Annotated in this window: 17 protein-coding genes and 1 tRNA gene; 7 read left to right on the plus strand and 11 right to left on the minus strand. The window is 67.0% G+C overall.

The genetic code is table 11. The annotated features are described in order from the left end of the window. The first annotated feature begins 79 nt into the window (after positions 1–79). The 6 genes from C8C96_RS07800 to C8C96_RS07825 all read left to right on the plus strand — a co-directional run bounded on the left by C8C96_RS07800 (position 80) and on the right by C8C96_RS07825 (position 7,091). Positions 80–1,261, plus strand: coding sequence for a M20 family metallopeptidase (locus C8C96_RS07800; RefSeq protein WP_121941961.1), 1,182 nt, complete (start codon positions 80–82; stop codon positions 1,259–1,261). 43 nt (positions 1,262–1,304) lie between these two features. Then, positions 1,305–2,294, plus strand: a complete 990-nt coding sequence (locus tag C8C96_RS07805) for a tripartite tricarboxylate transporter substrate binding protein (RefSeq protein WP_099731250.1) — start codon at positions 1,305–1,307, stop codon at positions 2,292–2,294. Positions 2,295–2,424: 130 nt separating this feature from the next. Next, on the plus strand, positions 2,425–3,465 hold the full coding sequence (pyrC, locus tag C8C96_RS07810) for a dihydroorotase (RefSeq protein WP_108499027.1): 1,041 nt from the start codon (positions 2,425–2,427) through the stop codon (positions 3,463–3,465). Then, a complete protein-coding gene (locus tag C8C96_RS07815; RefSeq protein WP_121941962.1) occupies positions 3,450–4,223 on the plus strand; it encodes a DUF3025 domain-containing protein in 774 nt (257 codons plus the stop codon). Before pyrC ends, C8C96_RS07815 begins: the two co-directional genes overlap by 16 nt. Positions 4,224–4,408: 185 nt before the next feature. Next, positions 4,409–5,287 (plus strand): protease HtpX, encoded by an 879-nt coding sequence (htpX, locus tag C8C96_RS07820; RefSeq protein WP_056745306.1) that lies wholly within the window; start codon positions 4,409–4,411, stop codon positions 5,285–5,287. Positions 5,288–5,516: 229 nt separating this feature from the next. After that, entirely contained in the window at positions 5,517–7,091 is a 1,575-nt protein-coding gene (locus C8C96_RS07825; protein ID WP_116748910.1) for a methyl-accepting chemotaxis protein, read from the plus strand. A 19-nt stretch (positions 7,092–7,110) separates the two neighbouring features. Here the strand turns inward: C8C96_RS07825 and C8C96_RS07830 are convergent, their stop codons facing one another. Then, positions 7,111–8,175: a GlxA family transcriptional regulator gene (locus C8C96_RS07830; RefSeq protein WP_121941963.1), complete on the minus strand. Its 1,065-nt coding sequence runs from the start codon at positions 8,173–8,175 to the stop codon at positions 7,111–7,113. A 123-nt stretch (positions 8,176–8,298) separates the two neighbouring features. Here C8C96_RS07830 and C8C96_RS07835 point away from each other — a divergent pair, with 123 nt between their 5' ends. Then, a complete protein-coding gene (locus C8C96_RS07835; protein WP_056059323.1) occupies positions 8,299–9,642 on the plus strand; it encodes an amidohydrolase in 1,344 nt (447 codons plus the stop codon). A gap of 34 nt (positions 9,643–9,676) precedes the next feature. Here the strand turns inward: C8C96_RS07835 and C8C96_RS07840 are convergent, their stop codons facing one another. The 10 genes from C8C96_RS07840 to C8C96_RS07885 form a co-directional block, all read right to left on the minus strand. Continuing rightward, positions 9,677–11,395, minus strand: a complete 1,719-nt coding sequence (locus C8C96_RS07840; RefSeq protein WP_121941964.1) for an NAD(P)/FAD-dependent oxidoreductase — start codon at positions 11,393–11,395, stop codon at positions 9,677–9,679. A gap of 189 nt (positions 11,396–11,584) precedes the next feature. After that, positions 11,585–12,652, minus strand: coding sequence for a lysylphosphatidylglycerol synthase domain-containing protein (locus tag C8C96_RS07845; protein ID WP_121941965.1), 1,068 nt, complete (start codon positions 12,650–12,652; stop codon positions 11,585–11,587). 17 nt (positions 12,653–12,669) lie between these two features. Then, positions 12,670–13,908 carry a cardiolipin synthase ClsB gene (gene clsB / locus C8C96_RS07850; protein WP_121941966.1) on the minus strand — a complete coding sequence of 413 codons (1,239 nt, stop codon included), beginning with the start codon at positions 13,906–13,908 and terminating at the stop codon, positions 12,670–12,672. Continuing rightward, positions 13,905–14,678: an endonuclease/exonuclease/phosphatase family protein gene (locus C8C96_RS07855; RefSeq protein ID WP_056745297.1), complete on the minus strand. Its 774-nt coding sequence runs from the start codon at positions 14,676–14,678 to the stop codon at positions 13,905–13,907. The genes clsB and C8C96_RS07855 overlap by 4 nt, the downstream gene beginning before the upstream one ends. A gap of 187 nt (positions 14,679–14,865) precedes the next feature. Next, positions 14,866–15,783 (minus strand): cysteine synthase A, encoded by a 918-nt coding sequence (gene cysK / locus C8C96_RS07860; RefSeq protein WP_056059308.1) that lies wholly within the window; start codon positions 15,781–15,783, stop codon positions 14,866–14,868. A gap of 125 nt (positions 15,784–15,908) precedes the next feature. Continuing rightward, entirely contained in the window at positions 15,909–16,988 is a 1,080-nt protein-coding gene (gene rtcA / locus C8C96_RS07865; RefSeq protein ID WP_233584188.1) for an RNA 3'-terminal phosphate cyclase, read from the minus strand. Next, positions 16,973–18,196: an RtcB family protein gene (locus C8C96_RS07870; protein WP_121941967.1), complete on the minus strand. Its 1,224-nt coding sequence runs from the start codon at positions 18,194–18,196 to the stop codon at positions 16,973–16,975. The genes rtcA and C8C96_RS07870 overlap by 16 nt, the downstream gene beginning before the upstream one ends. A gap of 22 nt (positions 18,197–18,218) precedes the next feature. Continuing rightward, positions 18,219–18,959 carry a hypothetical protein gene (locus C8C96_RS07875; RefSeq protein WP_121941968.1) on the minus strand — a complete coding sequence of 247 codons (741 nt, stop codon included), beginning with the start codon at positions 18,957–18,959 and terminating at the stop codon, positions 18,219–18,221. 27 nt (positions 18,960–18,986) lie between these two features. After that, complete coding sequence (locus C8C96_RS07880) at positions 18,987–20,120, minus strand: slipin family protein (RefSeq protein ID WP_121943925.1); 1,134 nt, start codon at positions 20,118–20,120, stop codon at positions 18,987–18,989. A 296-nt stretch (positions 20,121–20,416) separates the two neighbouring features. Next, a tRNA-OTHER gene (locus tag C8C96_RS07885) sits at positions 20,417–20,489 on the minus strand. Positions 20,490–20,641: the final 152 nt, after the last annotated feature.

The raw sequence follows: 20,641 nt of genomic DNA on the forward strand, positions 1-20,641 counted from the left end.
ATACGTTGCAGAACCCCGGGTCGCGTGCAACACTGCGATCCAAATTTTGCCCCTACCTGGGGCTTGCCCAAGGACAACGATGCTCAATACCCTGAACGAAGGTCTGCTGCCGGTGCGTGCGCAGGTCCTGGACTGGCTGGCCAGACAGCAACAGTCCATGCAAGACCTGTTGCAAAAAGTGGTCAATATCGAGAGCGGCAGCCGCAATGAGGCGGGCGTGACAGCCGTGGCCCATGCCCTGGCCGAGCGCCTGCAGGCGGCCGGTGTGCCGGTGCAGTTCGAGCCCGTGCCTGGCTATGGCGTGCTGCTGCATGCGCAGGTCAACCCGGCAGAGGGCGCTGCAGCCAGTGGCGCGCCCATCATCCTCATGGGGCACATGGACACGGTGTTTCCCGATGGCACCGTGGCCAAGCGCCCTTACCGCGAAGAAGCGGGGCGCGCCTACGGCCCAGGCGTGGCCGACATGAAGTCCGGCCTGGTGCTCAACGTGTTTGTGGCCGAGGCCTTTGCGCGCTGCGGCGGCCTGCAGGCGCCGCTGCACCTGTTCTTCTCGTGCGATGAAGAGATCGGTTCGCCCGCCACGCGCGACCTCATCATGGCCCGCGTGCGGGGGGCGCGTGTGGTGTTCAACGCCGAGCCGGGCCGTGTCAGCGGCAACGTGGTCACCAGCCGCAAGGGCTCGATGGTGGTGGAGTTCGAGGTGCAGGGCGTGGCCGCGCATGCAGGCATCAACCACGCCGCTGGCGCCAGTGCCATCGAAGCCCTGGCTCGCAAGACCCTTGCGCTGCATGCGCTGACCGACCCGGCCACGGGCGTCACCTGCAACGTGGGCGTGGTGCAAGGGGGCATCGTGCCCAACATGGTGGCCCCCCACGCCCGCGCTGAGGTGGACCTGCGCTTTACCGCCGACACCAACCCCGACGAACTGCTGGAGCGCGTGCGTGCCATCGTCGAAGAAGAGTCCGTGCCCCGCACCCAGGGCCGCATCACCACCACGCGCCGCACCCTGCCCATGAAGCCCACCCCGGACGACCTGCTGGCGCTGTACCAGCAAGGCGCGCGGTCGCTGGGCTTTGAGGTGCAAGGCGAGTTCACCGGCGGCGCGGCCGACAGCGGCCTGACGGCATCGGTGGGCGTGCCTACGCTGTGCGCCACGGGCCCGGTAGGCGGCCACGCACACACCGAACGCGAGTACTGCGAGCTGTCCACCTTTGTGCCACGCGCGCAGGCCGTGGCGCTGGCCGTGCTGGCACACCCCTGATTTCTTGTACCTCCCCGCCCCTTTTTTGAGTTCTTTGATCGTCATGCACACCACACCTTCCCGTCGCCATCTTCTGACCACCGGACTGGGCCTTGCCGGCCTCGCCGCGCTGCCCGCCATGGCGCAAGACAAGTTCCCTTCGCGCCCGATCACGCTGGTGGTGCCCTTCCCGCCGGGTGGGTCGGTGGACATCATGGCGCGCCAGTATTCCGAGCCGCTGTCGCGCGTGCTGGGCGTGCCCATCGTGGTGGAAAACCGCGCCGGCGCGGGTGGCTCGGTGGGCGCGCAGTATGTGGCGCGCTCCAAGGCCGATGGCTACACCCTGGTCGTGTCATCGCAAAGCAGCCACCTGGCCAACCCGCTGACCCAGCCCAAGATCGGCTACGACCCGGTCAAGGATTTTGAGAACATCGCCATCCTGGGCCGCCAGCCCAACGCGCTGGTGGTGCACAGCAGCCTGCCGTTCAAGACCTTCAAGGAGTTCATCGACTACGCCAAGAAGAACCCGGGCAAGCTCAACTACGGCAGCGGCGGCGTGGGCAGCATGGGCCAGCTCAATGTGGAAATGCTCAAGGTGTCCACGGGCGTGTTCACCACGCACATTCCCTACCGTGGGGGCACGCCGCTGATCACGGGCGTGCTGGGCAACGAGGTGCAGTTCATCCTCGACAACCTGGTCATCATGCTGCCGCACATCCAGGCGGGCAAGGTGCGCGCCCTGGCCGTGGCGGCCGACCAGCGCCTGCCGCAGCTGCCCGATGTGCCCACCATGGCCGAGGTGGGCCACCCCGAGCTCAACCTCACCTCCTGGACAGGCCTGGCCGCGCCTGCGGGCACACCCGATGCGGTGGTGCAGACGCTGTACAAGGCCGTGCGCCAAGTGGCCACATCGCCCGCCATGGTGGCCAACCTCAAGGACCGTGGCGTGATCGTGCCTGAAGAGATGTCGCCCGCCGCGTTCGAAAAAATGATGGCGGACCGGATGGTGAAGTTCGGCGCGGTCGTCAAACGCGCAGGGATCACCGCCGAATAAACCGGCAGATATGCCCCTGGCGCTACCGTGATGAGCCGTTTCATGCGGTAGCGCTACGAACATATGCCTCGCCAGCTATGAAATTGAGAGCGTTTGGAGGCGGCATGTCCGCAATGGGACAATGACGCCCATGACTGCAGCCCCCCAAACCCTCACCATCACCCGCCCCGACGACTGGCACCTGCACGTGCGCGACGGCGAGCCCCTGCACACCGTCGTGCCCCACACCGCCGCCCAGTTCGGGCGCGCGATCATCATGCCCAACCTGCGCCCACCGGTCACCACGGCCGAGCAGGCCCTGGCCTACAAGCAGCGCATCCTGGCCGCCGTGCCCGCAGGCATGCGCTTTGAGCCGCTGATGACGCTGTACCTGACCGACAACCTCCCGCCCGAAGAAATCGTGCGCGCCAAGGCCGCAGGCGTGGTGGCCTGCAAGCTCTACCCCGCAGGCGCCACCACCAACAGCGACGCGGGCGTGACCGACCTGCGCAAGACCTACAAGACACTGGAAGCCATGCAGAAGGCCGGCATGCTGCTGCTGGTGCACGGCGAAGTGACCAGCAGCGACATCGACCTGTTCGACCGCGAGGCCGTGTTCATCGAGCAGCAGCTCATCCCGCTGCGCCGCGACTTCCCCGAGCTGAAGATCGTCTTCGAGCACATCACCACCAAGGACGCGGCCGACTACGTGGCCAGCGCCGACCGCTTCACCGCCGCCACCATCACCGCGCACCACCTGCTGTACAACCGCAACGCCATCTTCATTGGCGGTGTGCGCCCTCATTACTACTGCCTGCCGGTGCTCAAGCGTGAGACCCATCGCGTGGCCCTGGTGCAGGCCGCCACCAGCGGCAGCAGCAAGTTCTTTTTGGGCACCGACAGTGCACCGCACCCGGCGCACCTCAAGGAGCACGCTACCGGCTGCGCGGGCTGCTACACCGCCCACGCGGCCATCGAGATGTATGCCGAGGCGTTCGACAACGCGGGTGCGCTCGACCAGCTCGAAGGCTTCGCCAGCTTCCACGGCCCGGACTTCTACAGCCTGCCGCGCAACACCACCACCATCACCCTGCGCCGCGAGTCGTGGACACCGCCCGACAGCTTTGCGTTTGGCGAAGCCGAACTCAAGCCCCTGCGCGCCGGTGAAGCCCTGCCGTGGCGGCTGGTGTAAGTCCGCCCTTCGACGCCATCGACTGGAGCGCCCCCTGGCTGGCGCCGTGGCGCGGCCTGGGCCAACCCCTGGCCCGGCAGCTGCTGCAGGATGACCCATCGGTGCACCAGGCATTGCAGACCGCAGCGCCGCAGGGTGCTCCCGTGGTCTTTGTGCCCCAGTCCGCGCTGCCCGAAGGCACAGCCTACGAGCAGTACATCTGGGACACCCGCCGCGTGCCTACGCGCGACAACCTGCACGACTTTTTCAACGGCCTGGTGTGGTTGCGGTTTCCGCACACCAAGCGGCGTCTGAACCAGCTGCAGGCCCAGGCCATCGCCGCCGATGGCGTGCAGGCCGTGCGCGGACCGCTGCGCGATGCACTCACGGTGTTTGATGAAAACGGCGCACTGCTGCAGGCGCCGGATGCCCTGTGGGATGCGCTCCGGGCGAGGGACTGGCAGCGCCTGTTCATCGACCTGCGCCCGCTGTGGGGCCAGGCCCGGCTGGTGCTATTCGGGCACGCACTGCTCGAAAAGCTGGTTTTTCCGCGAAAACCCATAGTGGCGCACGTATTTCATGCACCAGCAGCTATCGATTCCATAGCAGAGGTGGATGCGTGGCTGGAAGGGCAGGTGGAGGCCTCGGCATGGTCCAGCAAGCCCTTCACGCCGCTGCCCGTGCTGGGCGTGCCCGGCTGGTGGCCGGCCAATGCAGCGCCGGGCTTCTATGCCGATGCGCAGGTGTTCCGGCCCTTGCGGGCTGCGGCGGTTTCGTAATTCCCGCCAAGGCTTGTGTGATAAGGCCCCGGCCGGGGTTTGCACCTACCATAGCGCGATGAAATCGCGGCCATGGGGGGCTGCCAGGCCTCGCCGCCTGGAGACTGGCGCTTGAAGCGGCGCCCCCGGCCCCCATCTGAGCCAGCAAACACTCGTTGTTGTTTACCCCACGGAGAAACCATTCCATGAAGCGGATCCTTTTGTTTGTGATGACCAACCTGGCCGTCGTTGTCGTGCTGGGGGTGGTGGCCAGCCTGCTGGGCGTGAACCGCTATCTCACGGCCAACGGGCTCAACCTGGGCGCGCTGCTGGGCTTTGCGCTCATCATGGGTTTTGGCGGCGCGATCATCTCGCTGCTCATCAGCAAGCCCATGGCCAAGTGGACCTCGGGTGTGCGCGTGATCGACGGCTCCGGCTCGCCGGACGAGCGCTGGATCGTCGAGACCGTGCGCAAGTTCGCCGACCAGGCCCAGATCGGCATGCCCGAAGTCGGCATCTTTGAAGGCGACCCCAATGCCTTTGCCACGGGCGCGTTCAAGAACTCCGCCCTGGTGGCGGTGTCCACCGGCCTGCTGCAGGGCATGACCCGCGACGAGGTCGAGGCCGTGATCGGCCACGAAGTGGCCCACATCGCCAACGGCGATATGGTGACCATGACGCTGATCCAGGGCGTGATGAACACCTTCGTGGTGTTCCTGTCGCGCGTCATCGGCTACGCGGTGGACAGCTTCCTGCGCAAGAACGACGAGAACAGCTCGGGCCCCGGCATCGGCTACTACGTGACCACCATCGTGCTCGACATCGTGCTGGGCTTTGTGGCCGCGATGATCGTGGCCTGGTTCAGCCGCCAGCGCGAGTTCCGCGCCGACGCGGGCGCTGCCCAGTTGATGGGCCGCCGCCAGCCCATGATCAACGCGCTGGCCCGCCTGGGTGGCATGCACCCCGGCGAGCTGCCCAAGAGCGTGGCGGCCATGGGCATCGCCGGTGGCATTGGCAAGCTGTTCAGCACCCACCCGCCCATTGAAGAGCGCATTGCTGCGCTGCAAAACGCACAGCAGCAATAAACCGAACCGCCTCAGGCGCAACGCCTGATCAGCCCCGAGGGCCGCCACAGTCTTGCACTGTGGCGGCCTTTTTGTTGGTGCGTGGCGGCTGTTGCTTTGGCGCTCCGGCAGGGTGTGGCCTGTTGTGGGCCGGCTCAAGGACTTGTAACCTTTTGTCGATACATTCCCAACGCCTGCCACCCCCAGCCGCTGTCCCGCGTTGCCCCATTCACCCTCACGAGAGCCTCCCATGTCCATCTCCCACGCACGTGTTGCTGTCCGCCTGGCCCTGGCTTTTGGTGTGGTCTGCCTCGTCATGTCCCTGTCGGCGGCGGTGGGCATCTGGCGGCTGGCCGGGCTGCAGGACATTGCGGACGACCTGGGCGGTGCGTCGTCCGAGCGCGCGCTGCTGGCGCGGGAGCTGCACGCCATCGTGGTGCTCAGCTCCGCCCGCGCCGAAACGCTGCTGGAGATCGACAACAACCCCGACTACGCGGCGCGCATCGACGCCGACCGCAAGACCACCTCGGCCCGCTCGTCCGAAGTGCGCAAGCGCCTGGACGAGCTGGCGGCAGACCCGGAATCCCAGGCGTTGTTCGATGCCATCGACAAGGCCGGCAACGGTTTTCGCACGGTGCGGGACGACCTCGTCAAGCGCCGCAAGGCGGGCGAGGCCTTGCCGCCCGACGCCATTGCCAAGCAGCTGCGTCCTGCGGCAGACGCCTACGCCGCAGCCGTGGACAAGCTGGCCGAATACCAGCGCCAGCGTGTGGCCGAAGCGCGTGCCGCTGCCGCCCGCAGCGAAAGCCAGGGCATCACGCTGCTGGCGGCGGGCTCGTTGGTGGGCTTGCTGCTGAGCCTGGCCTGTGCCTGGCTGCTGTCTCGCTCCATCCTGCAGCCCCTGGCCCATGCGTCCGAGGTGACCGACCGCATTGCCGAAGGCGACCTCACTTCCCCCGTGCCCGCGCCGCAGGCGGGCAACCGCGACGAGCTGCAGGCCCTGCTGGCGCGCCTGGGGGGCATGCAGGCACGGCTGGCCGAGCTGGTGGTGGGCATGCGCCAGGCCAGCACCTCGGTGGCCGGTGCCAGCAGCGAGATCGCGGCAGGCAACAGCGACCTGTCGGCCCGCACCGAGCAGACCGCCTCCAACCTCGAAGAGATCGCCGCCAGCATGGAGGAGCTGCTGGCCACCGTGCGCCACAGCGCCGACGCGGCTGCGCAGGCCAGCACCCTGGCCACTGGCGCCAGCAGCGTGGCCCAGCGCGGGCGCGAGGCGGTGGACCGCGTGGTGGGCACCATGGACGGCATTGCGCTGTCGTCGCGCCGCATTGCCGACATCACCAGCGTGATCGACGGCATTGCCTTCCAGACCAACATCCTCGCGCTGAATGCGGCCGTGGAGGCAGCCCGTGCCGGTGAGCAGGGCCGTGGCTTTGCGGTGGTGGCGAGCGAAGTGCGCAGCCTGGCGCAGCGTTCCGCCACGGCGGCCAAGGAGATCGGGGGCCTGATCAGCGACAGCGTGCGGCAGGTGGACGAAGGCACCCAGCTGGTCCACGCGGCAGGCGGCACCATGGGCGAGATCGTGAACTCGGTGCAGCAGGTGGCCACCATCATTGGCGAGATCAGCACTGCGGCGCGCGAGCAGACCACGGGCCTGAGCCAGGTGGGTGAGGCGGTCTCGCAGCTCGACCAGATGACACAGCAGAACGCCGCGCTGGTGGAAGAATCCTCCGCCGCCGCACAGGGCCTGCGGGTGCAGGCGCAGCAGCTGGCCGAGCTGGTGGAGGCGTTTCGCCTGCCTTCGGGCAATGCGCTGCCTCGCTAGGCGAGAGTACACCGGGCTTTCACGTCAGATCCACCCGCCAGCGCCGCCGGGGCGCACGCAGTGCGTGGCGCTTGCGGTACTCGGCCGGTGCCATGCCGGTGTAGCGCACAAAGATGCGCCGGAACGCCGCCGGGTCGGCATAGCCACAGGCCGTGGCAATGCTGGGCACGCTCTCCAGCGTCACCTCCAGCAGCACCTTGGCGCGTGCGCAGCGCAGGCTGTGCAGGTGGTCCAGCGGCGACTGCGACAGCTCCAGTTGAAAGTGCCGCAGCAAAGTGCGCGGGCTCACCGCCGCCGCCTCAGCCAGCCGGGCCAGCGAGTAGGGCTCGTCCAGATGGGTCTCCATCCAGGCCATGGCGCGGGCCAGGGTGCTGTCGCGCGTGGCGGGGATGTGTTGCTGCGCGTTGGCCTGCAGCGCAGCCCGGGCGCGTTCGTGGTCGGGCCGCAGCACGCTGGCACAGGTCTGGGCCAGCGCGTCACCCAGTGCGTGGCGCACCAGGGCGATGGCCATTTCTCCCAGGCTGTGGGGCAGCGCACAGCTGAGCCAGGGGCCGTCATCGGTCAGGTCGTGGCCTGCATCGAGGTCGATGTCGGGAAAGTCGCGCTCAAACCCGGCCAGGTAGAACCACGGCAGGCCGCAGCGGCGGCCCTGCAGGCGCCCGCTCTGCGCCGCCAGCCAGGCACCGTTGCCGACGGTGAGCACCTTGTGTCCGGCATCCAGCGCAATGCCGATCTGGCGCGAGAGGGCGCGGTGGCGCGACGCCACGCTGCGGATGGCGGGGATGTCGGCGGCGTGGAAGGAGGGGATGAACCAGGCGAACGCCGGCCCCTCGGCAGGTGCCGCCGTGGGCTGCGTGTAGGCCGCCAGCGGGCCCGGCTGGTGCGCCAGCGGCTGGCCCTGGGCGTCCAGCAGCCGCCAGGCCAGGCGGGGCGAGCCAGCGCCGCCCCGCAAGCCGGCCAGCAGATTGGCGCTGCGCAAGAGGTCGATGAACTGCAGTGCGTTGCCCACCGCCGATTCGGGCAGCAGCGGGATGTCGATGCGAAAAACTGGCGCCGTCGCAGATGGGACAGAAGAACGGGGCATGGCGATATTGGCTCTGTGGATGGCTATTTTCGCTTGTCTGCAGCGTGGGGTGGGCTCTTAGCATGAACGTGCGGTTTTTTGTCGCATTCCCTTTTGTTTTCACTTCCTGCACGGATCTGTCTCATGCACAAACCCCTCTCTGCCATCTCGCTGGCCACCGGCCTGCTTCTCAGCGGGCTGACGTTCGCATCGTCCGCCCAGGCCCAGGCCCTGGACGCCGCCGGCCTGCAGGCCATCGATGCCGCCGTGACGGCCGTGGCGCCCAAGATGGTCAACTGGCGCCGCGACATCCATGCCCACCCCGAACTCTCGGGCCAGGAAGTGCGCACGGCCAAGCTCGTGGCTGAGCACCTGAAGAAGCTGGGCATGGACGTGCAGACCGGCGTGGGCGGCACCGGCGTGGTGGGCACGCTCAAGGGGGGCCTGCCCGGTAAGGTGGTGGCGCTGCGCGCTGACATGGATGCTCTGCCCGTGCCCGAGAACACCGGCCTGCCGTTTGCGAGCAAGGCCAAGGCCAACTACCTGGGCAAGGAAGTGCCCGTGATGCACGCCTGCGGCCATGACGCCCACACCGCCATGCTGATGGGCGCGGCCGAGGTGCTGGCGGGCATGAAGGCGCAGCTGCCCGGCACGATCAAGTTCATCTTCCAGCCCGCCGAAGAGGGCGCGCCCGTGGAGCCCGACGCCAACGGCAAGGTGCCCAGCTTCGGCGCCAAGGCCATGATCGAAGCCGGTGCGCTCAAGGACGTGCAGGCCATATACGGGCTGCACATCACCTCCAACCTGCCAGGCGGCGTGGTGGGCTACCGCAGCGGCCCGCTGATGGCCGGGTCGGACAACATCACCATCCATGTGGAAGGGCGTGGCGGCCATGGCTCGTCGCCCTGGGCCACTATCGACCCCATAGTGGCCGCCAGCCAGGTGGTGATGGGCCTGCAGACCGTGGTGAGCCGCCAGCTCAACATCAGCCAGGAACCGGCGGTGGTCACCATCGGCCAGATCCAGGGCGGCACCCGCTACAACATCATCCCCGACAAGGTGGAGATGATGGGCACGCTGCGCACCTTTGACGAAGACATGCGCCAGGAAGCGCTCAAGCGCATCACCACCACGGCCGAGTCGATTGCCGCCGCCAGCGGTGCCAAGGCCAGCGTGCGTTTTGGCCCCGTGGCCTACCCCGTGACCACCAACCCTGCGCCGCTCACGCAGGCCTCGCTGCCCGCGCTGAACCTGGCCATGGGCGGCAAGACCATGGTGATCCCGAAGGTGGCAGGGTCGGAGGACTTCTCGGAGTTCCAGAAGGTCGTGCCGGGCTTCTTCTACTTCCTGGGTGCGCCACCCAAGGGCAAGGATTTTGCCAAGGCCCCGCCCAACCACTCTGCGCTGTTCGACATCGACGAAGACCAGTTGCCCGTGGGCGCTCGCTCGCTGGCGGCGCTGGCCGTGGACTTTTTGCAGCGCAAGTAAGCGGTGCCACGGGCAGGCACCGCCAGGAGGCAGGTCAGCCCGCTGCGCCCAGCAGGCTCCGGGCGACGGCCTCGCCGACCTTGATGCCATCCACGCCGGCGGACAGAATGCCGCCCGCGTAGCTGGCGCCTTCGCCCGCCGGGTACAGGCCCGGCGTGTTCAGGCTTTGCAAGTTGTCGCCACGGCCAATCTTGAGCGGCGACGAGGTGCGCGTTTCCACGCCCGTCAGCACCGCGTCGTGCATGTCAAAGCCCTTGATCTTGCGGCCGAACACCGGCAGCGCCTCGCGCAGGGCCTCGATGGCATAGCCGGGCAGGGCGGCGTGCAGGTCACCCAGGGCCACGCCGGGCTTGTACGAGGGCTCCACGCTGCCCAGCTGGGTCGAAGGCTTGCCCGCAATGAACTCGCCCACCAGTTGGCCCGGCGCGCTGTAGTCGCGCCCGCCCAACACAAACGCATTCGATTCGAGCTGGCGCTGCAGCACGCTGCCCGACAGGGGGTGGAACTGCCCGGCGGGCAGGGCTTCCACGCCATAGGTCTGGCCCAGGTGGGTTTCAAACGCCTGCGCGTCCTGCGGGTAGTCGCGGGGGTCGATGCCCACCACCATGCCCGCATTGGCATTGCGCTCGTTGCGCGAATACTGGCTCATGCCGTTGGTCACCACGCGGTGGGGTTCGCTGGTGGCGGCCACCACCGTGCCACCGGGGCACATGCAGAAGCTGTACACCGCGCGGCCGTTGGCGGCGTGGTGCACCAGCTTGTAGTCGGCTGCGCCCAGCAGCGGGTGGCCTGCGTGGCGGCCCCAGCGGGCGCGGTCGATCACGCCCTGCGGGTGTTCGATGCGGAAACCGATGGAAAACGGCTTGGCCTCCATGGCCACGCCACGCTGGTACAGCATGGCAAAGGTGTCGCGCGAGCTATGGCCCAGCGCCATCACCACATGGTCGGCGCGCAGCTCAGTCGTCTCGCCCGTGGCCTGGTTGAGCACCTTGAGGCCGCGCAGGTGGCGCGCACCGCCTGTGCCTTCGATGACCACATCCGTCACGCGCTGCTCAAAGCGGATCTCGCCACCCAGCGCAATGATCTGTTCGCGCAGGTTTTCCACCACCTTCACCAGCTTGAAGGTACCGATGTGCGGGTGGGCGACATACAGGATTTCTTCGGGCGCACCGGCTTTGACGAACTCGTTCATCACCTTGCGGCCCAGGTGGCGCGGGTCCTTGATCTGGCTGTAGAGCTTGCCGTCGCTGAACGTGCCGGCGCCGCCTTCGCCAAACTGCACGTTGCTTTCGGCATGCAGCTCGCGCTTGCGCCACAGGCCCCAGGTGTCCTTGGTGCGTTCGCGCACGGTCTTGCCGCGCTCCAGCACGATGGGCTTGAAGCCCATCTGCGCCAGCACCAGCGCAGCAAAGATGCCGCAGGGGCCAAAGCCCACCACCACCGGGCGCAAGGGCAGCTCGGCAGGCGCCTGGCCCACGGGGTGCCAGGCCATGTCGGGCGTGGGCTGGATGTGTGGGTTGCCAGCAAACTGGGCCAGCAGCGCGGCTTCGCGCTCGGGCTGGGCCAGCGTCACGTCCACGATGTAGACCGCCAGCAGGTCGGCCTTGCGCGCGTCAAAGCTGCGCTTGAAGACGTGCAGGTGGGCAATGTCGGCGTCTGCCAGGCCCAGGATTTGGGCGGCAGCGGCGCGCAGGGGCGCCTCGGGGGCCTCGGCCACGGTGAACGGCAGCCGGATTTCGGAGAGTCGGATCATGGTCTTGCGGGCCCGTGTCGATCGGGCGAAAAGCAATGGCGTGGGGCCGGGATGATACGGGGTCCGCGCAGCGGGCGGAACCCCTGTCGGACCGAGTTACCGGGGTATCGGGCGGCAGGGCTATATAAAAATGATAGCAACAAGGCCAATATGCACTAGCGCATCTGGCACTTTTGGCTGAAATTCTGACTACGGAGTGCGCTGCATGCCTTGCGCAGGCCCCTGGCGCCAGCGCAGCTCGGCCACACCCAGTGCCACGGCGGCCAGCACCAACGGCCCAAAGTAGTACAGCGCCCGGTAGGCCAGCAGTGCCGCCAGCACCTGTTCTTGCCCCAATGCGTCGGTGGCCAGCAGCGCCACGCCCACGGCCTCCAGCACGCCCAGGCCCGCAGGCACGCGCAGCACCAGCCCGGCCACGGCGCCCAACAGCACCGTGGCCAGGGCGGCGGGGTAGGCCACCTGGTGTTGCAGCACCGTCCACAGTGCGGCGCCCATCAGCATCCAGTTGGTGGCCGATGCCGCGATTTGCCACAGCGCCACGGGCCAGTGCGGTAGCGGAAACGCATGGCCGCGCAGCGTGAGCGCGCGGCCCCTGCGCACCGCGCACAGTGCCAGGTAGGCCAGCGGCAGGCCGCCCAGTACCGTGCCGCCCAAGTGCCATTGCCAGGACGCTACCGTCCACCCGGCCACTGCCGGGGGCTGCCACAGCCATGACAGCACGCCTGCCAGCATCAGGTAGCCCACCCAGTTGGTGACGATGCTGGTGCCCACCACCTGGCCGATGGTGCCGGGGTCCACGCCGCGCCGGTCGTACAGCCGGTAGCGCACACCCACGCCGCCAATCAGCGATCCCAGGTTGAGCGTGAACGGATAGCTCGTCATGGCAATCGCCAGCGTGGTGCCGCGCGTCAGGCGGTGGCCGCTGCAATGGCGCCCCACCCAGTCAAAGCTGCCGTAGGTGAAGTGGCTCAGCAGCGCCAGCGCGCCGCCCAGCGCCAGTGCGGTGGCGGGCAGGTCGCGCAGCGCCTGCAGCACGGCGGTCCAGTCCACCGAGCGCGCCTGCCGAAAGATCAGTCCGGCCACCACCGCAAAGAAGGCGAGGGCGAGCCCCCGGGTGAGCCAGGGCCACCAGGCCTGCTGCGGCCATTGGCGCCATCCACTGGGGGTGTGGCGGTTGCTGCCCCTGCGGGATGGCGCCTGCAGGGCGTCGGTGGCGCCGCCCGCCTGGGTGTCCGCGTGCAGCGTGGGGGTGGCCATGGTGGGCGCCTGCCGGCTCAGGTGGCGGGGCTGCCAGTGGGCTCTGCCGCACCCGCCCCCGGGTTCGCGAGCGTGATCTGGGGCTCGTGGCGGGGCAGCCAGCCCGCCCATGCGGGGAACCAGCGCAGCAGGTGGAACACCGCATAGCTGCGCAGCAGGCGCATGCCGTTCCAGCGGCTGGGGGCTGTGGCTTGCACCTGCTTGCAGCTGTGCTCCATCAGGTGCGACAGGCGGCGGTGCAGGTGGGCGTTGAACGCGCGGTCCTGGATGATCACGTTGGCCTCCAGGTTCAACGACAGGCTCAGCGGGTCAAGGTTGCTGGAGCCCACGGTGGACCAGTCCTCGTCCACCAGCGCCACCTTGCCGTGCAGCGGGCGGTCGCAGTATTCGTACACCCGCACGCCTGCGCGCTGCAGGTGGTCGTACAGCAGGCTGGCTGCCGTCTTCACGATGGGCATGTCGGGCTGGCCTTGCAGGATGATGCGCACATCTACCCCCCGTTTCGCGGCGCGCCGCATCTCGCGGATGAACCGGTAACCCGGGAAGAAGTAGGCGTTGGCAATCACCACCCGGCTGCGCGCTGCGCGCAGGGCCACGCGGTAGTGGCGCTCGATGTCGTTGGTGTGCTGCTGGTTGTCGCGTGTCACGAACATCGCGTGCGCCGTGCCCGCGTGCGGGCGCCCGGTGATGCCTGCGGCTTGGTGGCGCTTGCGGTCCTGGCGGCTGAGCACGGCCTCGCGGGTGAAGTGGTGCATCTGAGCCACGATGGGACCGCGCACCTGCACGGCATAGTCTTGCTTGGCTTCGGGGCCAAAGTCGGCCACATGGTCGGCCGAGTAGTTGATGCCACCAATGAACCCCAGGTGCCCGTCCACCACCACGATCTTGCGATGCATGCGGCGCAGCAGGTTCAGCCGCTGGCCCAGGAAACGGCGGCCCGGGTCAAAGATGCGAAAGTGCACGCCGGCCTCCACCAGGCTGCCGACAAACTGGTCCGACAGATCGGGCGAGCCAAAGCCGTCCACCAGCACATGCACCTCCACGCCCCGCCGGGCGGCCGCCAGCAAAGCGGCGTGCAGCTGCTGGCCGATCTTGTCCTCGAACAGGATGAAGGTTTCCAGCATGACCTCGCGCCGGGCTTCGGCAATGGCCTGGAACACGCGGGGAAAGAACTCCTCGCCGTTTTCGAGCAACTCGAAATGGTTGCCGGGCACCCAGCGGGACGAGCGTGGCGCGCGGAAGGTAGGGCGTTTCATAGCAGGATCTCCGCAGCCAGGGGCGCATGGTCCGAGAGCTTGTCCCAGGGTTTCTTGGGCAGTGCCAGTGGCGAGTGCACGGTCGCGTTGCGCACATAAATGCGGTCCAGCGCCAGCAGAGGCATCGCCGCCGGAAACGTGCGCACCGCCCGGCCAAAGGCCTGCACAAACACTTCCTGCAATCCCGCCTCGTGCTGAAGCACCCGGTGGGCACGGTGGCGCCAGTCGTTGAAGTCGCCCGCCAGCACCACAGGCTCGTGGGCGGGAAAGCTGTTGACCAGATCGCACACGCGGCGCAACTGGTGCTGCCGGTGCGACTCCTGCAGGCCCAGGTGCACACACACGGCATGCACCGGCAGGTGGTGCCCGGGAGGCTGCAGCACACAGTGCAGCATGCCGCGCCGTTCGGGCCCGCTCACCGAGATGTCGTGGTTCTCGTAATGCGTGATCGGAAACTTGGACAACAGCGCATTGCCGTGGTCGCCGTTGTCATACACCGCATTGCGGCCGTAGGCGTATTGCGACCAGATGGTGTCGGCCAGAAACTCGTAGTGCGGCACCTGCGGAAAGTTGGCGAACCGGCTGGCGTGCCGGTGGTGCGTGCCCAGCACCTCCTGCAAGAACACCAGGTCGGCCGCCACATCGCGCACGGCCTCGCGCAGCTCGTGCAGCATGAAGCGCCGGTTGAAGGTGGTGAAGCCCTTGTGCACGTTCACGGTGAGCACCTTGAACGCAATAGGCTGGGAGTCTGTCGCGGAGTTCGGGGCCATGGGCAGTTGCAATCGTTGGGAAGGGCTCCGGCGAAATCACCGCAGAGGTGGGCCGGTGCGAACACTGATTGTTCTGGCCTGCGTGCCCCGCCGCTGTAGGACGGCTGGCCGTGGCTTTGTGCTGCGCAGCCCAAAAAAAAGGGGCCCCGAAGGGCCCTGGTGTGAGTGCGCTGCGTGCCAGCGGCCATCAGGCCGGCAGGAAACCTTCCACCGACAGGTAGCGCTCGCCCGTGTCGTAGTTGAAGCCCAGCACCTTGGCGCCTGCGGGCAGCTCGGGCAGCTTCTGGGCAATGGCGGCCAAGGTAGCGCCGGACGAGATGCCCACCAGGATGCCCTCTTCGCGCGCAGAGCGGCGGGCGTATTCGCGGGCCGGTTCGGCATCGACCTGGATCACGCCGTCGAGCAGGCTGGTGTCGAGGTTCTTGGGGATGAACCCCGCGCCAATGCCCTGGATGGGGTGGGGCGACGGCGCGCCGCCCGAGATCACCGGCGAGGCCGTGGGCTCCACCGCAAACACCTTGAGTTGGGGGAACTTGGCTTTGAGCACCCGCGCCACGCCTGTGATGTGTCCACCGGTGCCCACCCCCGTGATCAGCACATCAATGCCGTCGGGGAAATCTGCCAGGATCTCCTGCGCCGTGGTGCGCACATGGATGTCGATGTTGGCGGGGTTCTCGAACTGCTGCGGAATCCACGAGCCGGGCGTCTGCGCCTGCAGCTCTTGCGCGCGGGCGATGGCGCCCTTCATGCCTTTTTCGCGCGGGGTCAGGTCGAACTGCGCGCCATAGGCCAGCATCAGGCGGCGGCGTTCGATGCTCATGCTGTCGGGCATCACGAGGACGAGCTTGTAGCCCTTGACGGCCGCCACCAGCGCCAGGCCAATGCCGGTGTTGCCCGAGGTGGGCTCGATGATGGTGCCGCCGGGCTTCAGCGCGCCGGACTTTTCAGCGTCTTCCACCATCGCCAGCGCAATGCGGTCCTTGATGGAGCCGCCGGGGTTGCTGCGCTCCGACTTCACCCACACATTGGCGCCGGGGCCGAACAGGCGGTTGATGCGCACGTGGGGCGTGTTGCCAATGGTCTGAAGAATGTTGTCAACTTTCATGGCGTCTCCTGTGAGGTGTCGGATGGGTCAAAGGGAAGGGGTGTGGTGCGCATTCTGAACCACTTGTTCTACGGCCCTGGTCATATGGATATAGCCAGGGTATGGGTCCATGCCGCGCTGGCCCTTCAGGGCACGGGAGATATCTCAACGTGCATTGCATCCTCTGAGGGGGTGATCTGAACCTGAACCGGCAAGCCTAGCGCGATGGTCTGCGCATTGGTAACCGTGTGCTGCGTAACCTTGGTGCAGGTGTAGCGCGCGGCCTGCCCACTGCGCCACACAGACAGGGCCAGCGGCAGCATCCACTGGTCCGCCAGGTGCGGGCCCAGCGCGCCGGTGCTGCGCTGGTAGGCGCGCACCTCGTCCACCAGCCGCTTGGCCACCTGCTCGGCCGACAGGCTGCGCTCGCCCAACTGGCAAAACACCTCGGTCACCTGCGCATACTCCAGCGTGGCGATCAGCGCATTGCCAGGGCCCTCGTTCTGGCGTGTGGATGGCTGGCGCAGTTGGCCGGACTCGAACGTCCACCCCATGCGCTGGCCCAGCGCCTCCAGCTCCCGCGTCGCTATGTGGCGCGCCAGGCCGGGTGCCAGTGCCTCGCCCCAGCCGTTTTGCAACGGGCCGCGCTCCAGCACATCCACCGGCGCCAGCGGCTGCGTGGTGGCGGTGGCGGGCATGATGTGCGCCACCAGCTCGCCGCCCCCGGCGGGGTAGAAGCCCCGCCGCTGCAGTTGCAACTCCAGCCCGACCCCCAGCCGCCGCACCAGCGGTGCAAAGGCCCGTTCCAGAAAATCAAACGGCGGCGCCATCGGGTTGTGCGTGCCACCCGCCAGCTCGACCTTGCTCGGGCCATCGGCCAGCATCAGCGCAGGCAGCACCGTCTGCAGCACCAGCAGGCAACTGCCTGCCGTCGCGATCTGAAAACGGTAGTCGCCCGCACGCACCACGCCGGGTGTGAACACCAGCGTTTGCGAATTCAGCTCCGCGCCTTCGGCATGCCCACCGCACACGGCCACCGCCGCCTGCACACAGGCCAAGTGCTGGCGCATCAGCCCCGGCTTGGGCCGCCCCGCACGGATGCGCGTGATGTTCAGTGGGCGGCCGGTGACCATGGACAGGGCCAGGCCGGTGCGCAGGATCTGGCCGCCGCCTTCGCCGGTGGAGCCGTCTAAGTCCAGTTGCTGCACGTTCATCCCTTCACGCATACGACTTGCTTGAGCGTGTAAACCACCTCCACCAGGTCTTCCTGCGCCGCCATCACCGCGTCGATGTTCTTGTACGCCATCGGAATCTCGTCAATGACATCCGCATCCTTTCGGCATTCCACGCCTTCGGTCGCCTTGATCTGGTCTTCCACGGTGAACAGCTTCTTGGCCTTGGTGCGGCTCATGGTGCGGCCTGCGCCGTGGCTGCAGCTGTTGAAGCTCTCGGGGTGACCCTTTCCGCGCACGATGAAGCTCTTCGCCCCCATGCTCCCAGGGATGATCCCCAGCTTGCCTTGCTCGGCACTCACCGCGCCCTTGCGGGTCACGAACACGTCTTGCCCGAAGTGCGTTTCGCGCTGCACGTAGTTGTGGTGGCAGTTCACGGCTTCCACGTGCGTCTCGAATGGCTTGGTGATCACCTTGCGCAGCGCGGCAATCACGCGGCCCATCATCACCTCGCGGTTGGCGGCGGCAAACTTCTGCGCCCACCCCACGGCCTTCACGTAGTCACCGAAGTACTGCGCGCCTTCCTCGAAGTACGCCAGGTCCTTGTCGGGCAGGTTGCGCTGGTTCATCTCTGCGTCCTTCTTGGCCAGCTCGATGAAGTGGGTGCCGATGGCGTTCCCCACCCCGCGCGAACCGGAGTGCAGCATCACCCACACGCTCTGGTGTTCGTCCAGGCAGATCTCGATGAAGTGGTTACCCGTTCCCAGCGTTCCCAGGTGCTTGTAGTTGTTGGTGTTCTTGATGCGCGGGTGCGCCTCGCAAATTTCCTCGAACTCATCCACCAGACCGGCCCAGGCGCGGTCGGTTTCAGCGGGCGGCGTATCCCAGCTCCCCTTGTCGCGGCCAAAGCGCTTGGGCGTCATGCCCACCGGCACGGCGCGCTCGATGGCGGCTCGCACGCCGGACAGGTTGTCGGGCAGGTCGCTCGCGGTCAGCGTGGTCTTGCACGCCATCATTCCGCACCCCAGGTCCACCCCCACCGCGGCGGGGATGATGGCCTTGAGGGTGGGCACCACCGATCCAATGGTGGCGCCGATTCCCAGGTGCACGTCGGGCATCACCGCCACGTGCTTGAACACGACGGGCAGGCGCGCGATGTTGCGCAGCTGGTTCCTGGCTTCTTCTTCCACGGGCACGCCGTTCGTCCACATCTTCACGGGAACGCCGTTGGGGACTTCGAGTTGTTCATAGTTGTTGTTCATATTGTTCTTTCGTCTTTGTTGTTCATTGAACCATTCCACGCGCTGCGGCTTGGGCATAGTTTTTCAGTTCGTCGTCGTTCTTCAACTGGCGGATGAAGGCATCCATGTGTGCCTTCAATTCCTTGGGTCTGTTCAGGCGTGACCCTTCGTGCCCGATCCCGTGCAGTGCCGACACCTGCGCTTCGCGCCAAGGCATTGCCAGCATTTCGCAGAACACCTGCCACATCGCGTCGCGCCATTCAGGGATGTCCTTGGCGTTCCAGAACGTGGGCCACACGTCAAACCACATGTAGCTCACGAAGTAGAGTCGGTCGCTTCGGCTCCCGATGGGGCTGGGCCCGGTGTCCAGGCGCGGACCAAGACACTCACGCCACAAGCTGGGCAGCGCCTGCACCATGCGCATCGCGTCGGCCAGCGGCACGGACGGATCGTTGACCATGTGCGGGATGTCTCCGGCGTTGTTGCTCATCACGTGGTTCAGCCCAATGCCGACCTGATCGTCGCTGTAGGGCGCCAGGTCGGTTCCTGCGTTGGTGAACAACACGGTCTGGATGTGCGTCCATTGCAGTGGCGTGGCTTCGAACGCGGGCTCTTCGATGTCCCAGTACCACTCCTGACCGCTCTTGTCGGATGCGGGGCGGTCGAACAGGTAACTCAGGGCCGCGTTGTAGACCACTGGGTCGAGGCCAATGGATTCGCAGGTGACCGCAGCGTTGTCCCGCCGCTGGCGCTTTTCGCGGGGCGTCAGTTTTTTGTTCTTCATCGCATTCCTCCTCGCGCTTTGCTCACTTCAGCGCATCTTCACCAATCCATTCAATACCTGGTCCAGACCGCCGAAGACGGAGATCTTGTCGATGCGCTCGGCCACGCGTTCCAGTGTCTCCAGCTCCTTCATGCGCAGGGCGACGGGGTTGTCCTCCATCACCTTGGCCGTGTTGAGCAGCGAGCGCGTGGCTGCGGTTTCCTCGCGGCGGCGGATCACGTTGGCCTCGGCCTGCTTCTGTGCCTGCACCACCTGGGTCAGGATGGTCTTCATCTCGCCCGGCAGCACGATGTCCTTCACGCCCACGCTTTCCAGCTGCATGCCGTAGGGCAACAGCTTGGCGGCCATGTGTGCGGTCACCACGTCGTCGATCACCGTCTTGTTCTCCAGCAGCTCGTCGAGCGTGCGGGTGCCGACGGCGGCGCGCAGCGCAAACTGCAGCTCGCGGTACAGGTGGTCGGCAGGCTTTTGCAATTGGGCAAAAGCGCGCAGCACATCGGTGTAGCGGTAGGTGGCGCACAGGTTCAGGCGCAGGCTGACCTTGTCACGGGTCATGATGTCCTGGCCCGAAACCTCCACGGCTTGCAGGCGCAAATCCACCATCTCCACGGCCACAGTGCGGCCGTACTTCCAGAAGGCGTAGGTGCCAGCCGTGAGCAGGCGCTCCACCTTGCCGTCCACCGTCAATAGTGCGCACTGGCCCTCGGGCACCTGCACCTGCAGCACGCCGGCCAAGCCGGTCACGCTGCGCTGGCGCAGTTGGGTTTGCGTCAATCGCGCCACCAATGCGGTGGGTAACTCAGCGCCCGCTTGCAGGTCCACCACTTGCACGCTCACCTCCGCCAGGCTTTTCCAAAAAAGGCGGCGGGTGCCGGGCGGCAGGATCTCGACCAGCACGCCGTTTTCGCTGCGCAGGCCCACTTCGGTTTCCGACAGGTTGACCTGCACAAACTCGGCGGCCACCGTCGCGGGCTCTTGCGCCATCAGGTACTCGGCCAGGCCGTGGGTGAAGGCGGGTTGTTCCAGGGCGAAGGTCTCCACGCGCAACTGGTCGGTGCCCGCAAACAGCCAGTAGGTGCCGCTGCGCAGCACGCGGTCAAAGCTGCCGTTGCGCAGCAGTAGGGCGCGTTCGTTCTTCTTGACGGTGGCGCGTTGGAACATCTTCGTCAGCATCTCTTTTTCCTCTCTCTTCTTCGTTGTCGTATCGGGTTGCCGTTACAGCGATGGCGGGGTGCCAGGGGGGGCAGCCTGGGCCGTGCAGTGCGCCGTGGTGGCTGCCCCCATCCCCAGCGGGAATGGCGGCAGCGCGGCTGGCTGCGGGCGCGGGCTGTGCCGGGTGCTGGCACAAACCGCCACCGGCTGACGGGGTGAATCCCTTGCGGTCGCTGCGCAACCTCGGGGCCTCTCCCCGCGTTCGGCGGGTGGTCTTTCGACCGGTACTTCCAATCAAGGTCTTGCGACCGTGGGCAGGAATCGAACCTGCGACAACCGCCTTTCGGCGGGGCTCTACCAGACTGAGCTACCAGTGGTGGCACGCCTGGAGTCGAACCAGACACTTCCTTTCGGAGTGGTCACCACGACCGTGCCACTACCCAGCGTTGGCGATGTGCGGCATGCAGAACATCAACAGAACCCGAAGGCCCCGGACGCCCGGCACCGGTGGGGCGAACATTTGTCCTAAC

This window comes from Acidovorax sp. 100 (genome assembly GCF_003688355.1).
Lineage (GTDB): Bacteria > Pseudomonadota > Gammaproteobacteria > Burkholderiales > Burkholderiaceae_C > Acidovorax > Acidovorax delafieldii.